The 14,309-nt window shown below is 54.3% G+C and carries 14 protein-coding genes; 5 read left to right on the top strand and 9 right to left on the bottom strand.

Annotated features, from left to right (window positions below; translation table 11 throughout):
* Positions 1-187 precede the first annotated feature (187 nt).
* Entirely contained in the window at positions 188-1,771 is a 1,584-nt protein-coding gene (locus tag C7433_RS03420) for an APC family permease (protein ID WP_110267607.1), read from the top strand.
* A gap of 220 nt (positions 1,772-1,991) precedes the next feature.
* Here C7433_RS03420 and C7433_RS03415 read toward each other — a convergent pair whose 3' ends face one another.
* The 4 genes from C7433_RS03415 to C7433_RS03400 form a co-directional block, all read right to left on the bottom strand.
* The gene (locus tag C7433_RS03415; RefSeq protein WP_006119678.1) at positions 1,992-2,240 is read right to left on the bottom strand and encodes a DUF2543 family protein; all 249 of its coding nucleotides are present in this window, start codon (positions 2,238-2,240) and stop codon (positions 1,992-1,994) included.
* Positions 2,241-2,347: 107 nt separating this feature from the next.
* Positions 2,348-3,040: a haloacid dehalogenase type II gene (locus C7433_RS03410; protein WP_110267606.1), complete on the bottom strand. Its 693-nt coding sequence runs from the start codon at positions 3,038-3,040 to the stop codon at positions 2,348-2,350.
* Between the two features lie 160 nt (positions 3,041-3,200).
* Complete coding sequence (locus C7433_RS03405) at positions 3,201-4,679, bottom strand: SulP family inorganic anion transporter (RefSeq protein ID WP_058708732.1); 1,479 nt, start codon at positions 4,677-4,679, stop codon at positions 3,201-3,203.
* A gap of 640 nt (positions 4,680-5,319) precedes the next feature.
* Positions 5,320-5,580 (bottom strand): hypothetical protein, encoded by a 261-nt coding sequence (locus tag C7433_RS03400; protein WP_006119675.1) that lies wholly within the window; start codon positions 5,578-5,580, stop codon positions 5,320-5,322.
* Between the two features lie 355 nt (positions 5,581-5,935).
* Here C7433_RS03400 and C7433_RS03395 point away from each other — a divergent pair, with 355 nt between their 5' ends.
* Positions 5,936-6,139, top strand: coding sequence for a hypothetical protein (locus C7433_RS03395; RefSeq protein ID WP_110267818.1), 204 nt, complete (start codon positions 5,936-5,938; stop codon positions 6,137-6,139).
* 257 nt (positions 6,140-6,396) lie between these two features.
* On the opposite strand, the gene C7433_RS03390 is transcribed toward C7433_RS03395, so the two are convergent.
* Positions 6,397-6,672 carry a hypothetical protein gene (locus tag C7433_RS03390; RefSeq protein ID WP_033741039.1) on the bottom strand — a complete coding sequence of 92 codons (276 nt, stop codon included), beginning with the start codon at positions 6,670-6,672 and terminating at the stop codon, positions 6,397-6,399.
* 90 nt (positions 6,673-6,762) lie between these two features.
* Entirely contained in the window at positions 6,763-6,996 is a 234-nt protein-coding gene (ycgZ, locus tag C7433_RS03385; RefSeq protein ID WP_006119672.1) for a regulatory protein YcgZ, read from the bottom strand.
* Positions 6,997-7,493: 497 nt separating this feature from the next.
* Between ycgZ and C7433_RS03380 the strand changes: the two genes are divergently transcribed.
* Positions 7,494-7,991 (top strand): glutathione peroxidase, encoded by a 498-nt coding sequence (locus tag C7433_RS03380; RefSeq protein ID WP_110267605.1) that lies wholly within the window; start codon positions 7,494-7,496, stop codon positions 7,989-7,991.
* A 105-nt stretch (positions 7,992-8,096) separates the two neighbouring features.
* On the opposite strand, the gene C7433_RS03375 is transcribed toward C7433_RS03380, so the two are convergent.
* Both C7433_RS03375 and C7433_RS03370 read right to left on the bottom strand, forming a co-directional pair.
* A complete protein-coding gene (locus C7433_RS03375) occupies positions 8,097-9,521 on the bottom strand; it encodes a trehalose-6-phosphate synthase (RefSeq protein ID WP_110267817.1) in 1,425 nt (474 codons plus the stop codon).
* Positions 9,522-9,639: 118 nt separating this feature from the next.
* Positions 9,640-10,191, bottom strand: coding sequence for a GNAT family N-acetyltransferase (locus tag C7433_RS03370; protein WP_110267604.1), 552 nt, complete (start codon positions 10,189-10,191; stop codon positions 9,640-9,642).
* A 683-nt stretch (positions 10,192-10,874) separates the two neighbouring features.
* Here C7433_RS03370 and C7433_RS03365 point away from each other — a divergent pair.
* The gene (locus C7433_RS03365; protein WP_054633929.1) at positions 10,875-11,993 is read left to right on the top strand and encodes an alkene reductase; all 1,119 of its coding nucleotides are present in this window, start codon (positions 10,875-10,877) and stop codon (positions 11,991-11,993) included.
* Positions 11,994-12,007: 14 nt separating this feature from the next.
* The gene (locus tag C7433_RS03360; protein WP_006119667.1) at positions 12,008-12,322 is read left to right on the top strand and encodes a helix-turn-helix transcriptional regulator; all 315 of its coding nucleotides are present in this window, start codon (positions 12,008-12,010) and stop codon (positions 12,320-12,322) included.
* Positions 12,323-12,631: 309 nt separating this feature from the next.
* On the opposite strand, the gene C7433_RS03355 is transcribed toward C7433_RS03360, so the two are convergent.
* Complete coding sequence (locus C7433_RS03355; RefSeq protein WP_033741048.1) at positions 12,632-14,176, bottom strand: methyl-accepting chemotaxis protein; 1,545 nt, start codon at positions 14,174-14,176, stop codon at positions 12,632-12,634.
* Positions 14,177-14,309 lie beyond the last annotated feature (133 nt).

The raw sequence follows: 14,309 nt of genomic DNA, 5'->3' as shown, positions 1-14,309 counted from the left end.
TTTGCCCTGATTGTCGACAGATCTGTTTATTTCCGTAGAAAGCATCGCCTGAAACCCTTTATCGCCTGCTTATGTGAACCAGAATGTTTCTTACATAAACCATCACGACAGTAAAATAGTGCTGGCACACAATATGCTTTATTCCCACGCACAACATCTAATAATCAAAATCATACAGGGGCATATTATGGCGTCCACGGGACTTAAAAAGAAATTAGGACTGGTCGATCTGTCGTTACTGGGCATCGGCTCCATGATCGGGTCGGGCTGGCTGTATGCCGCCCTTAACAGCTCCGGTTATGCAGGCAGCTATACCGGCTGGGCCTGGGTACTGGGTGCGGTGATTGTGCTGATGATTGGCCTGGTTTACGCCGAGCTTTCCTCGGCGTTGCCGCGCGCAGGGGGTTTTGTGCGTTATCCCAACTATTCGCACGGCAATATTGTCGGCTTTGTTATTGGTGTCAGTTCTCTGCTGGCGTATACCAGCACCGCCGGAGTGGAAGTGGAGGCTGTTCGTCAGTACGCGATTTACTGGTGGCCTGCCCTGGGGCATACGGACGGCAGCCCAACGGGATTGGGGTTTGTGGTGCAGATTGGGCTGCTGGTGGTATTTTTCCTGCTTAACTACTGGAGCGTGAGTTTCTTTGGTCGTGTGAATACCATTGTTACCACCTTCAAATTTATCGTGCCGGTACTGACCATCATTACGCTCCTGCTTTACTTTCATGCGCCGAATCTTGACGTTCCGCCAGCACCGCCGGGCGGGGCGCATGGTGTTTTTAGCTCGCTGACGGGGGCAGGGATTGTCTTTGCCTACCTTGGTTTTCGCCAGGCCGTGGATTTTGCGAGTGAAGCCAAAAACCCACAGCGCAACGTACCGCTGGCGATTGGTATTGCCATTGCCGTCAGCTTCGTGATTTACCTGGCCCTGCAGTATGCCTTTATGGGCGCGGTGCCGGCCGATTTACTGTCACAACATGGCTGGGCCGGGCTGAAGCAGGTGTTCCAGTCGCCCTATGCCGATTTAGCGCGCAGCCTGGGACTGACCTGGCTGATTAACCTGATTCTTATCGACGCCGTGATTTCTCCGGCCGGAACCGGCAACATCTATCTGGCGGGGGCTGCGCGCGTGCTGTTTGCCTGGGCGCGTAACGGTCATCTGTTTAAAGTGTTTGGTGAAGTGGATGCAAAATCGGGCGTACCACGCGGCGCATTGTGGTTATCGCTGCTGCTGGCCATCGCCTGGACGCTGCCTTCTGAGTTTCAGGTCTGGGGCGGATTAATCGGTGCGGTCACCTCGGCCACCGTCTTTACCTATATGCCGGGCCCGATCACGCTGGGCACATTTCGTCGTCACCTGCCGGACATGCAGCGCCCGTTTCGCCTGCCGATAGCCGGGCTGCTCAGTCCGCTGGCGTTTGTAGCCAGTACGCTCCTGATTTACTGGAGCGGCTGGTCGGTCAATGAGATTCTTATCCCGATCCTGATTATTGCCTGGGTCGCTTACGCCGTCTTTGGTAAGAAGAACAGCGAATTCAGTCAGGATCTGCGTTGCGCCTGGTGGCTGCTGGCTTACTACATTGTGGTGATGGTGATTTCCATGCTCGGTACCTACGGCGGGAGCGGCGTGATTAGCACGCCATTCGATATGATCCTTATCATTGTCGCATCCCTGGTCTGCTACTTTTGGGGCGTGAGCGCCAGCCTGGCGAAACCTAATATTACCAATGAGGAGGAGGAGTCGGTATCCTTCGGCAAACACGCGTCCTAGCCTTTATCGTCTGCGCCTGTGCCCGGCACAGGTGCAGTTTTTCATGACGGCGCTCAGTTATGACATTCACTTTTTTGACCGCCCACATCAGGCATTGTGCCGTTCCTCTTGCTCCTGCTGAGTGTGAAAAATCCTTTTTTTGAGTCCATATATTAAAAGAAACAGAAAGCGGACAGGCAGCCCATAAAACTGATGCACGGACGTGCATCAGTTATCGACATTAGTCCTCATTGCCCCATTGATTCAGAAAGGTGGCGATCTCGTCAATACGCGCCGCATCAATGCCTGCCTCGGCGGCCATCTCCTGCTGCGCGTCTTCGCTGATCGCTTCGTTATTCATCAGCCGGGTAATCAGTAACTGGAAGTAGTGCGCCAGCGCATCATGTTCTGACTCGCTGACCGGCGTTGCTGTTTCTGCCGCGTATTCTTCAGCAATGTCATAATACTTGAGTGGAACATCAGGGGTCATATCAGGTCCTCAGGGAAAGTGCTTACTGCTTTCAGGCGGCGATCATAGCAGGGTTGCGTGGGTTTTTCTGCCCTGTGGGCTGTCGTTACCGCGGGGCAGGTTCTGTTTCACCGGTGAGTGAACACAGCGGCAAGCGCGCCAATATCCCTGACGATCACATCGGGTTCAGGCGCCAACGGGAAAGGCGTTTGTCCCGGCCGCGCGATAAAGGCGGTTTTCATCCCCGCGCGCTTCGCACCGCCGACATCCCAGCCGTGCGCGGCTACCATCATGCATGATGTGGCTGGCTGTTTCATTTCATCCATTGCCCAGCGATAAACGCGCAAATCCGGCTTATAGACCTGTAATGACTCGACGCTGAGCACCCGGCTGAAAAAAGAGCTTAGCCCAGCCTGACTGAGTTGTTTTTCAGCCAGCGCCTGTGACGAGTTCGTCAACGCCACCAGCGTCAGGCCGTGCGATTTTAATGCGGATAAACCGTCTGCAACGTCAGGAAAAGCCGGCATGGCCGATAAGGCGTCAGCCAGCGAAGTAGCGTCAGGTAAAGGCGTGATCCCATAGCGTTCGGCGGTCATCTGCAGCACGGCTTCTGCGATATCACCAAAGCTGTTCCAGCTGCCTGTGACGGATTCCACCAGCGAGTAATGCAGCAGCGAAGTGAACCAGGCTTCTGCGCGTTCGGGTTTATTGCCCAGGCGACGCACCACACAGGCTTTTAACGGCGCGGTATCCAGGAGGGTTTCATTGACATCAAAAAAAAGCGTGTGGGTATCTTTACGGGTGACAGTCGTGTCTGTCATTTGACCTCCGTTAACCGTTGAGTATAAACAGACGGTACAGTAACGCCCATCTGGTCAGGCTTAAGCGTAGAAGGCCCATCTGAAACACTCAACTGCGGGAAAGCGTGGCGCGTCTGGCCACGCCTCCAGTGGCTGGGACAAACAGCCCCAGCCCTGTTTCTCAGTGACCGTTCATCAGTCTTTCGACCTCGTCAGGTTTGTCATGCACGCCGAAGCGGTCAACCAAAGTTTGCGTTGCCGCATTCATTCCCCGCAGCCCGACCTCCGTGCCTTCCCGCCGGAACTTGATCACGATGCGGTCCAGCGCGCTCACTGACGTGATGTCCCAGAAATGTGCATGGGTGACATCAATAATGACGCGTTCCACCTCCTCGCTGACGTCAAAATGGCGGGTGAAGCGATCGGACGAGGCAAAAAAGACCTGGCCCGTCACGGTATAAATTCGTGTGTTGCCTTGCCGTTCAGAGGACACCGCCATAAAGCGCGCCACTTTAGTGGCAAAGTTCAGCGAGGCAATCAGTACGCCGATCAGCACACCCAGCGCCAGGTTGTGAGTGGCGACCACAACGACGACGGTGGCCAGCATCACCACGCTGGTGGACATGGGATGGGTGCGCAGGTTGGCAATCGACTGCCAGGAGAAGGTTCCTACAGATACCATAATCATCACGGCGACCAGGGCTGCCATCGGGATCTGAGACACCCACTGGCGCAGAAAGACCACCATCAGCAGTAACACCACGCCCGCTGTCAGGGTAGACAACCGTCCCCGGCCGCCCGACTTCACGTTAATCACCGACTGACCAATCATGGCGCAGCCCGCCATACCGCCAATAAAGGCGGTACAGATGTTGGCGATCCCTTGCGCTTTGCACTCGCGGTTTTTATCGCTGCCTGTATCGGTCATGTCATCCACGATGGTGGCGGTCATCATCGACTCCAGCAATCCCACCACAGCCAGGCCTGCGGCGTAAGGCAGGATGATCAGCAGGGTGTGCAGATTCAGCGGAATGTCCGGGATCAGAAACACGGGCAGGCTGTCGGGCAGCCTGCCCATATCGCCGACGGTGCGCACATCCAGATGGAGCCATACAGAGATTGCAGTCAGAACAATAATGCAGACCAGGGGGGAAGGGATGGCTTTGGTGATCCGGGGGAAAAGATAAATGATGCCGAGCCCGGCAGCGGTCAGGGCATAAACCTGCCAGCTCACATGAGTCAGTTCCGGCAACTGGGCCATAAATATCAGGATGGCCAGCGCGTTGACGAAGCCGGTCACCACCGAGCGGGAGACGTAGCGCATCAGACTGCCTAACCTGAGATAGCCTGCCAGCAACTGCAGAAGGCCGGTCAGCACGGAGGTCGCCAGCAGATACTGCAAGCCGTGCTCTTTAACCAGCGTGACCATCAGCAGCGCCATCGCGCCGGTGGCGGACGAAATCATCGCCGGTCGGCCACCGAGAAAGGCCATAACGAAGGGAATACAGAACGCGGAGTAGAGTCCGACCTGGGGATCTACGCCAGCGATAATCGAAAAGGCGATCGCTTCTGGAATAAGGGCGAGCGCGACCACAATACCGGCAAGGACGTCACCCCGGACGTTACCCAGCCAGTCCTTACGCGTCGAGGACAGCAACATATTGATTTCTCAGTTTTTTAGATGAAAGTAAGCCCATGCGGGCAAAATTTAGTGATGCAAAAGCACATCCGCAGTCGGGATGTTATTGCGTGCGCGATCGGTTAAGCCGGTGCGCCAGGGAAGGGGGAAAACTCAGGGTGGCGTAAGACGCATGATGGTAATTCTCCTTTACGGCCATAAGGGGCTTTCAGGAAGGACATTCCTGCCGGGACGCGATGTCCGGGGCAGACGGCGATGCCTGTCAGGGGGCAAAATGGTGCTTTCCTGAGCAGAACAGCGACTCACTATAAACAAAACGACACGCAGGTCAACGTTAAATCGTCCTGCATATTTCTGACAGGCTGCAAAGTCAACCCGAAAGTGAGTGTCAGGGGAACACAGTGAGGAAGGGGGGCGGCCGTACTTGAAAGAAAGCGCCACGCGTCGTGAGCCAGCTGTATCCGCGTGTTTGACGCGATCGTTTCGTTTACAGAACGTGTTTTGACCGCACGAGGAGCAAAAGACAACACCGTGGTTATTCACAACATGCCGTGAAGTGTCGTCCCTGACAGTATCTCCGGCCGGTACACGCTCGCGCGAGACCGATGAGGTTATCTCGTATCGTCGTCTTCCGGCCGGGGCCGGACTACGTCCATTGGCGTTATTTCTTTTCTTCGTTCAGGCCTGCAAGTGTCTGCAGGTAGGGCACTGGCTGCTTTACGAGACCGGGCGTTAAAAATGCTCTTAGCCATGTTCTGGCTTCCAGGATTTTACTCAGGCGATCGTCGCTGCAATTGTCTGTTGCCATGCGTCTCAGTTCATTCATCAGAGAAGTAATGTTTATTTCCCTGTCAGCCAGCGCCAGGTGCAATGCTGCTTCGCCAATAATGACGTGGCCTTTCTCGTCGTCTTGAAGTAACACGGTCAATCCTCCATAAGTACGATTTATGACAACCTCACCACTGACTGTAGTCGTCCCCGCAGATAATGCCTGCTTAAAATATTCAGCACTTACCCTGTTCTGTCGTGATGCGCTCAGAAACAGGTACGCGTAACCCAGACCAGGTCTGTTATTCGTGCGTTAAAGGGAACATAATGGCACTGCGACCGGAAGGGAGAAAATCTTTTTCATTTAAAGTTATTACCGTTAGCGTAATCTCTTCGGGTGTTCAGTTTCATTTGCACTGTCTTAACCTGAAAGCGCAAGAAAGAGCCAGGGTTGGGTGGTGGGATGAAAAGTGATAAACTGTATGTTTATACACCTGCCGGGAGGACGATTGAAAAACAATGAGCACGATATTTCACAAGAGGTGCTTGCTCTGGTAGGCAGAACCGTCAGCCAGCTCCTGAGACGGGAGGGCACTGTCATGCCTGAAGACCTGACGAAGGCCTTGCAGACGATGAGTGAACATACCATGGAGGCAAAAACGCGCGCGGACTGCGGTGAACTCATTATCCGGCTTATGAAAAAGATGCATTAATATCCGCTTCACGTCAGGCATCTTCTTATCTGCGTCGCAGTCGGGCCAGTCGCCGTAAGCTACATGCGCAGAATATCGGGCCTTACTCTCTCTGGTGTCGTTCCGGTCACGGTAATACGAAACGTTTTGTCTTCCAGAAAGCCTTGCCTGGCAGGGATAGCGCTTCGACGCTGTTTTCACCCCCAAACAGACAGCCTGCTTGTGTCGTTAATCGTAAATGACTTGCTTTGACAGACGTGTATAACGCTGAGACACGGTCAGTTCCGTGAGGTTTCATCGGCATCTTGTGACAGATGGGCGGCATGGTCATCGTCCCTGTCATCAGGAGAGCGACGAGCGGCCATATCGGCTTTAATTTCACTGATGGCCATGCTGACTGCGCGGCTTTTCTCTTCGCTGTCAGAAGAACGCATGATGGCATCAAGATTTTCCAGCACGCTCTTGAATGTGACGCTGCCCTGCTCCTCAAGGGATGCCAGGGCAGCCTCTCCAATGAGTGTGTCACGGAGTTTTTCATCTTTACTGTATGTCATTATTACTCTCTGAATAAGTTTTGCCTGCCCGGCTGTCGTGTATGTCAGCCACTGTGCCGCAAAGTCCTTTTCAGAAGGTTCCAGCCAGTATCAGAACAGAAGGCGCAACAGTTCCTGCAGGTGTTCTTCTTCCTGAGGAGAAGAAACATGGCTCATACGTTCAATGAGCGACTTGCAAAGCGCTTTGCGGTTCAGCGTACGACCTGCTCTGAGTATTTCAACCACAACAACGCCCAACGTTTCCTGCTGAGAGGGCAGTGATGCGCGGCTGAAGAAGGATGAAACATCTTTACTTACGCCAGTTACGGGCAGTCTGTGTTGCATAAGTTTCTCCATTGTACAGTTATTATGCTGAGTGTATAGATCTAAGTTATACAACAAATCAGTCATTGTACAGGTTTATTTTGGATTCTGATTTTTAGAGGTCAAATCATCAGGTTTCAAAGTAACTGATCGCCCAATGACGTTGGGAGAAACGGACAGGATGAGCCAGACAGCCGCTCTGACGGGACAGGCAACAAACGCCTGTAAACACGGGGGCTGGGCCTTTTCTTCTTAACGCGACATCGTTCCGCTGTACACCGGTGGTTTAATGACAGGCGTATTTCTCTGTTATGCTTTGGCCACGTCTTTTTAAATATCATAGCCAGTGTTATCCCTGGCTAAGCGCGAAGAGGGTGTGCCATAAAACGGGTGGGCCGGGTCACATCCTGTTGCCAGCGCCTTCGCCGCCGATCAAAAGTCGGCTTGCCGGGCCCCTGTGTTGTTATGTACGGCGCGCCAGTCCTGGCGGTAAATGTTTTTTCTCTGAGGATTACACTATGACGGCCTTTTATCAACTCAGTGCTACCCGTTTACATGGCGAGCGCATTACGATGGCCGACTACGCTGGCAAGGTGGTGTTGGTGGTGAATACCGCCAGTCATTGTGGCTTCACGCCCCAATATGCAGGCCTGGAAGCGCTTTACAAAAAGTATGCCGATCAGGGGCTGGTGGTACTGGGCTTTCCCTGCAACCAGTTCGGCAGGCAGGAACCCGGTAATGCCGACGATATCGCACAGACCTGCCATATCAACTATGGCGTGAGCTTCCCGATGTTCGAGAAAGTCGAGGTCAACGGCGGCGCAGCGCACCCGGTGTTTCGTTTCCTGAAACAGGCATTGCCAGGTGTGTTGGGTGGGCGGATTAAGTGGAATTTCACTAAGTTTCTGATCGCGCGTGATGGTAAACCGCTCAGACGATTTGCCCCCATCACTTCTCCTGAAAAAATGGAAGCCGCGATTGTTGCCGCGCTGGAAAGCACAGCGGCTGTGATGTGAAGCGTTGATCTGGCGTGCCAGCAAAGGACAGCGACCCGGTCAGGTTGTCTGCCGTGCCGCAACCGGCGCCAGGGGGGCTGACTGGCGCAGCGTTTGCCTGTCACCTCAGTAGCGCACCCGGCTGCTGCTCAGACGCAACGCGGGCGCGGCTGCCATAACCGTGCCCGGAATGACCGGCATGCCGCCCAGCACAGACAGAAATGCCTCTGCCCAGTGATGGCTGTCATGCAGATGTAACCCCTTCATCAGGCGCGCGTGCAGGTGTCGCCGTTCACGCAGCGGCATCAGCAGAGCACTGTGAATGGCATCGGCCATGGCATCCGGATCGTAGGGATTGACGATAAGCGCGCCGTCCATCTGCTCCGCCGCGCCCGCGAACTGTGACAGGATCAACACACCCGGGTTTTCTGGATCCTGCAGGGCCACATACATCTTCGCCATCAGACTCATGCCTGACATCAGGGGCGTGACCAGCGCGACGCGTGAGGCACGATAAATACCCGCCTGCTCCTCACGGCTGTAGGCATGCGTCAGGCAATTCACGGGATACCAGTTCATCATGCCATGCACGCCATTACATTCTCCGCACAGGGTTTCTAACGTGTGCGTGACAGCCGCTGCCCGGTCCGCGTAGCCCGCAGCAGGCGGGGCCAGTTGCAGCAGGGTAATATTTTTTTGATAGACGGCATGTTTGCGCAGTAACACTTCTACCGCGCTGATGCGGTAAGGCAGTCCGGCGCTTTCATCAAGATGACCGCCGCTCAGAACGGTGTTTTCCGGTAAGCTTTCACGACACTGCATTTCCATAAACGCACAGCTGTTGCTGTCACGCAGGCAGCGCACATCATCCAGATCGATCCCGACAGGAAAGACGCCGAGCTTTACAATCCGCCCCTGCACGCGAACGCTGTCTACGCTCAGGCGCTCGGTGCGGAATTCGCTTTCCAGCCAGACGATAAAGTTGTTCAGGTCCTGAACGGTCTGAAAGCCAAGCAGATCACAGCACAGCAGCGACTGCGTGAGCCAGCGCCAGTCGGGAATCGCCTCAATCATCGTGCCTGAGGGAAAGGGCTGGTGCAGGAAAAAGCCCACAGGATTAGTCAGTCCGGCCTCACGAAGGTAATGGGCGCAGCCCAGCAGATGGTAATCCTGTATCCAGATGGTGTCATCGGGCATAGCGTTATCACAGATGACCCGCGCATAGGCTTCGTTAACCTTTTTGTATTCCCGATAGCCGTCAGCAGAAAAGCGGGCCAAATCCGGACGCTGGTGGAAAACCGGCCACAATCCCTGATGAATATAATGGTGATAACCCTCTTTCACTTCGGCGGAAGACAGAGGAAAGGTCAGCGTTTCATAAGGGCCTTTCTGCTGAATGCTCAGCGGCCTTGGTGTATCAGAAGGCAGCACTGTCGTCTCACCATCCCAGCTTATCCAGAGTCCGCCGTGGCGGGAAAGCAGGCCTTCATAAATTGCAGACAGCGTGGAACGTTGTGAATGATTATGTGATACCAGGATAAAACCTGACATGGTGTTTTCCTTATGGGCGGGCAGGGCATCAGTTGCCGTGCCCGGCGTCCAGCCGTGATCGGGTTGAGGTCGGATGAAAAACTGCAGCAGGCCACACATGGCAAAGCGTCCTGTCCGCTTAATGGTGGTGGGCGCGGTCAGCGCTCAACGAGTCGCTCAGGCCGTAAGGCGCAACCGCCCTGAGATAAAGACCCGGCAGTGAGGCATGGCAAATGAATCCGTTGCGTTCAAGAAAGTCCTGGGCGCTGTCGCTCAGTGCAATAATGCGATGACAGCCACTGGCGCCAGGGTGGGTCAGACAGCAGTGGAGCAGCCAGGATCCCAGCCCGATATAGCGATACTCTGGCGAGATAAACAGGTCCTGTATAACCCAGGTTTCGGCCATATCGGTAACGACCCGCGCAAAACCGATCTGCCGGGTATGACGATAGAGGCCAAAGCAAAGACTGCTGTTCAGCGCCAGCGTCAGCAGACGTGCATCGGGAATAGCCGAACCCAGCCACTGGGCAATCAGCCGCGGATTGAGCATGGACGGATCGGTGTTGACCTCCATTGTCTCTCTGAACCATTTACGGGGAGAAAGCAGGCGCAGCCACTGCTGCTCGGCAAGATCCGCAATCACGGCATCACCACAAACCGGCAGGAAAGAGGCCGCATTCACACATTTCATCAACGGTTTCCTTTTACATGGACGCCTCAGCGCCCGGTGCCGTTGATTTAAGCGCCCGGCGTGTAAAAGTGGCGTAAAAAAGATCGGGTGCGGTGTAAAAAGGGTGCAAAGGAAAGGGCGCAGGCATGGGGCCTGTGCCAGTGAAGAAGCCCCCGTGGCGCAAAGATTACGTGCCGTCCTATCCCCAGCCTGATATATCCCTGTCCTCTCTCCTGAAAAGGGCGGCATGCATATGCTGAGGACGGGACAGAGAAGCAATGTTATGTGCAGGCGACTCGCCTTCGTCTCTGCCCGAGCTGTACCGCAGGTCGCGTTTCAGGTGACCGGTTCTGGCGATTTAACAGAGTATAAAGCGGCTATCTTCTGCTTTATGCGCCAATCCGCCATTGTTTTGCTGCGTTCATCATCGAGGCTGCATCCGTTCATACTGCGCTGATAAAGGGCAGTGAGGGATTTTCCGACCGGCGGAGTGATGCTGATTTTTGCCGCAAAAAAGCCGAAACAGCCACCATCAGCCCGGTCGTTCCGCCGTGAGGATAACGGTAACGCTTAGGTGAAGGGCGCGGTGAAGGCAATCTGGCAGAGTCATCATGACAACGGGAGATAACCGCACACATTACATATTTACAAATTTAAATGTGTAAATATAATGCCGACCCTGTTTCTTTTTAAGGATGTTAATTATGTCGTCTCTTTTCACGCCCCTGACGCTGGGTGATCTCACGTTGCGTAACCGCATTGCGCTTCCACCCCTGACCCGTTGCCGTAGCGAGCAGCCGGGCAACATTCCCGGCACGATGATGGTGGAGTACTATCGCCAGCGTGCCAGCGCGGGCTTCATGATTACCGAAGGTACGCAAATTGAACCGCGCGGGCAGGGCTATGCCTGGACGCCTGGCATTCACAGCGACGCACAAATTGCGGGATGGCGAAACGTCACCGACGCTGTGCATGCAGAGGGCGGAACGCTCTTTTGCCAGCTCTGGCACGTGGGCCGCGTATCGCACAATGCGTTGCAGCCCGGTAAACAGCCGCCTGTTGCTCCTTCCGCCGTTGCCGCCAGCGGCGTACGGGTCTTTATTGAAACCGGACCTGGTGCCGGTATGCTGACGGAACCCAGCATGCCGCGCGAACTGACCACATCGGAAGTCAAAGCGATTGTGGCGATGTACCGCACGGCAGCAGAGAACGCGAAAAAAGCCGGTTTTGACGGTGTCGAGCTGCATGCCGCCAACGGTTATCTGATCAATCAGTTTATTTCTGAACACACCAATTTCCGTACCGATGAATATGGCGGCTCCCTTGATAACCGCCTGCGCTTTCTGCGTGAAGTCACCGAAGCGGTGAGTGCGGTATTTGGCAGTCACCGTGTCGGCGTACGTTTCGCGCCATTGTTCTCAAGCACAGAGGAAGAACGCGTTTATCTGGGGCTGGTTGAACGCGATCCGCATGCTACCTACATTCGTGCTGCGCAGATGCTAAACGAGCTTGAAACTGGCTATCTGTCTATCGCCGAAGCGGACTGGGACAACAGTCCGGAGATGCCCGAAAGCTTCCGTATTGCGCTGCGTGAAACCTTCCGTTCCCCCATCATGTATTCCGGACGTTATACCAGGGAAAAGGCCGAACGTATGCTGGAAAAGGGATGGGGCGATCTGTTTGGCTTCGGGCGCACGTTTATCGCTAACCCGGATTTACCGGCGCGTTTCAAAATGGGCTACCCGCTGAACAACGCGGACCCTGCCTCACTGTATGGTGGAAGTGAGAAAGGCTATACTGACTACCCTTTCTATTCTGCTTGAGGTTCTGAGACGGCATGACACCTGAAAATGCCATTAAATTACTGGCTAACCCGACACGGGTTGCGGTGCTCAAATGGCTTAAACGCCCTGACGAAGCCTTTGCTGACTATTCTCAGCTGTATCCCTTCGATCAGTACGGTGTCTGTGCCAGTCTTATTCAGGACAAAGCGGGCCTCTCACAGCCCGCCACCTCGTTATGTCTGAAAGCGCTGCATGATGCCGGCCTGCTTGAGGCAAGCAAGGTCGGTAAATGGACATACTATCGCCGGCGTGAAGAGGCGGTTCACGAGATGAATACGTCAATTATCCAGGCCCTGCAGGATCTGTAGGCGGGTTGTCAACGACAGACACATGAACGTCCGGTAACGCTGCGTTGTGGCACGTCAGGACATGCAGTGAAAACCAGCGCCAGGCTCACGCATTTCGCTGGCGAGGAAGAGAGGGCGCATGAGCGCCACTCTCTTTTACCGTTGCGACGTTTAGGGCAGCCTGAATAAGTCACGATACAAAGCGCCATCCGTTCGCAACACGCGCCGGAATCTGTCGCAGATACCACAGCCTGTGAACCTGCGCCAGGCGGATGTGATTGCCCCTGTACCTTCCTGATGAAGCCTGGAACGCCGGCGTTACCTGAATGTTCAGACGCTAAACGATCCAACAATCTGTCGTAATGTTTGGGCCTGTTCAGACAGCGAACGGGAGGCCATTGACGATTCCTGGACCAGCGCCGCGTTATTCTGTGTGACGCCGTCCATCTGATTCACTGCCACGCTGACTTCTGAAATTCCCTGCAGCTGTTCAGAAGAGGCCCGGGCAATCGAGTCCATCCCTTCAGCCAGGTCGCTGACCATACTCATGACTTTCAGGACGCTCTGCCCGGTTAGCGCGGCAATTTCTACGCCGCTGTCAACGTGTGCGACGGCCTGTTCAATCAGACGCTTGATGTCTTTCGCGGCCGTGGCACTACGCTGGGCAAGTGTCCGCACCTCACCAGCCACGACGGCGAATCCGCGACCATCTTCACCTGCACGCGCGGCTTCCACGGCGGCATTCAACGCCAGGATGTTGGTCTGAAAAGCGATGCTTTCAATCACGGACGTAATATCACGGACCTTGACTGCGCTCTCATGGATGTTGTGCATGGTATCGGTCATGTGGCTGACCTTGGACTTGTCGGCGTTAACGGTCTCTGCTGTTGCCCGGGCAGATTCAGCGGTCTGCTGCGCACCGGCTGTGTTGCTCTTCACCGTGCTGGTGAGCTGCTCCATGCTGGCGGCGGTCTGCTGCAGCGCGGCAGCCTGCTGCTCGGTTCGTGATGAGAGTTCTGTATTTCCCCGGTCGATTTCATCGGCCGCCAGCGCAACGGACGCGGAGGCGTCTTTAATCTGCAACACGATCCCGCGCAGTCTGGCTTGCATCGCGTCGAGAGACGCCATGAGGCTGCGGTCATCATTTTTTCGCAGTTGAACCGTTGAGGTCAGATTCCCTTGTGAAATAGCGTAAGCGAGCCGTTGCGCTGTAACCGGCTCACCGCCGAGTTCACGCATAATCTTGCGAATCAGGTAACTTCCCGTCAGCAAGCCCAAAATGACCGCAATGCCCAGCAGAACCAGCAAAATAATATAGGCCTGCTCCGTTGTCTTACTGTTCTGACTGACGGCATTATCAGAGCGCTGAGTGAGCACTTCGCCCATTGAGGTGAGTCCGTCAATCAGGGGGTTCTGGGCTGGTCTGACGGTATCAAGAAGAAATTTCACTGTTGCTGCGTTATTTTTCCCCAATGCCAGAGGAACAGTATTACTGAAGGAGTCCAGGGCATTTTTTTGACTCTTTTCTATTGCCTCAAACGCTTTTTTTTCCTCGTTACTGCCCGACTGGTCAATCATCTGGCCCAGTTGAGAACTGCTGTCAACAAACCGGGCTTTTAATTTTTCAAGACGAGCGGATTGCTCTTCAAGACCTTTTTCATCTGTAAATAAGGACAGATTCCTTACCGTGATTGCCATATCACGCTGAATAAGTGTCAGGTCTGTGATTAATTTTGTTTTCTTCATATCACCCTGAACAATGGCTTCAAGGGTGTTTTTAGACTGGTATAAAGAATGAATGGCTACCACTATGCACAGGGAGAAAAAAATGATTAACGTGCCAAAACCCAAACCGAGCCGTGTTGCGATCTTCATAAATCTATCCTGATAAAGGGAGAGGGGGACGGTGATCTTTCGGCACAGACAGACCAACCTTTATCGAAACCAGGACAATTAAATGTAAGAAAACACGTCATGGGAATTTCAGGAAAAATTAAATTCTGTCAAC

The organism is Pantoea sp. PNA 03-3 (assembly GCF_003201175.1).
Lineage (GTDB): Bacteria > Pseudomonadota > Gammaproteobacteria > Enterobacterales > Enterobacteriaceae > Pantoea > Pantoea stewartii.
The sequence above is the reverse complement of the archived record's forward strand: the minus strand, read 5'-3'. Positions and strand labels throughout refer to the sequence as shown.